General features: G+C 71.2%; 1 pseudogene. It reads right to left on the reverse strand.

The window, feature by feature from the left end:
• A pseudogene (locus A5704_RS02505) lies at positions 1-1,073 on the reverse strand (acyltransferase domain-containing protein); the annotation flags it as partial.

Genomic DNA, 1,073 nt, shown 5'->3' on the forward strand with positions numbered 1-1,073 from the left:
GCGGGCACTGGGGGGGGGCCCCCCCCCCCCCGGGGTGGTGGAGGACCGCGAGGGCGCGGTGGGTGCCGCGCACGGTGTGGAGGTTGGTGCGGAAGGTGATGGTGTCGTCGGTATCGCGTTGCAGGGTGCCGGCGCTGACGTATTTGCTTCCGTGCTGGGCGGTGTGCAGGGTGTCGAGTATGGCTTGGGTGAGCAGGGGGTGTGCGCTGATTTCGATGAAGGTGTGGTGGTCGGTGCCGGCGTGGGCGATGGCTTGGTGGAAGTGGACGGGGTTGCGCATGTTGGTGGCCCAGTGGTCGGCGTCGAAGACCGGGCGGGTGTCGAGGTCGGGGTAGGTGGTGGAGATGATCGGGATGCGTGGCGGTTGGGGGGTCAGGTCGGCCAGTTCCGCGCGCATCGGGGGTTGCAGGGGGTCCATGGCCGGGTTGTGCGGGGAGACTTCGATGTTGACCCGGCTGGCGAACCGGTTGTGGGCGCGGACCTCGGCGATGAGCTGATCGATCTGGTCGGTGGGTCCGGCGATGACGGTTTGGCGGGGGGAGTTGTAGATGCCCAGGGTGATTTCGGGGTGCTCGGCGATCAGCGCCTCGGTGGCGGGCGCGTCGAGCTCCAGCAGGGCCATGCCGCCGTGCCCGGACAGCGGGGCCATCAACCGCGATCGCGTCGCGGTCACCCGCAATCCCTGGGCGGGCGTGAGCGCACCGGCCACCACGGCGGCGGCGACTTCGCCCATGGAGTGGCCGATGACCAGGTCGGGGGTGATGCCGTGGGCGCGCCACAGCGCGGTCAGCGCCAGCTGCATGCCGATCAGGCCCAGCTGGATCTGTTCGATGCCGACCAGTTCGCTGCCGGTGGCGATCACCTCGCGCAGCGAAAACCCGGCCTGGGCAACGAAATCGGGCTCCAACTCGTCGACCGCCGCGGCGAAGGCCGGCTCGTCGGCCAGCAGCAGGCGGCCCATGCCGGCCCACTGCGACCCGCGCCCGGAGTAGACGAACACCGTGCCCGGCCCGACCGCGCCCTCGCGGGGCAACACCACCCCGGGGGCGTGCTGGCCACCCCCCAGTGCCCGC

The organism is Mycobacterium sp. E735 (genome assembly GCF_001666955.1).
Classification (GTDB): domain Bacteria; phylum Actinomycetota; class Actinomycetes; order Mycobacteriales; family Mycobacteriaceae; genus Mycobacterium.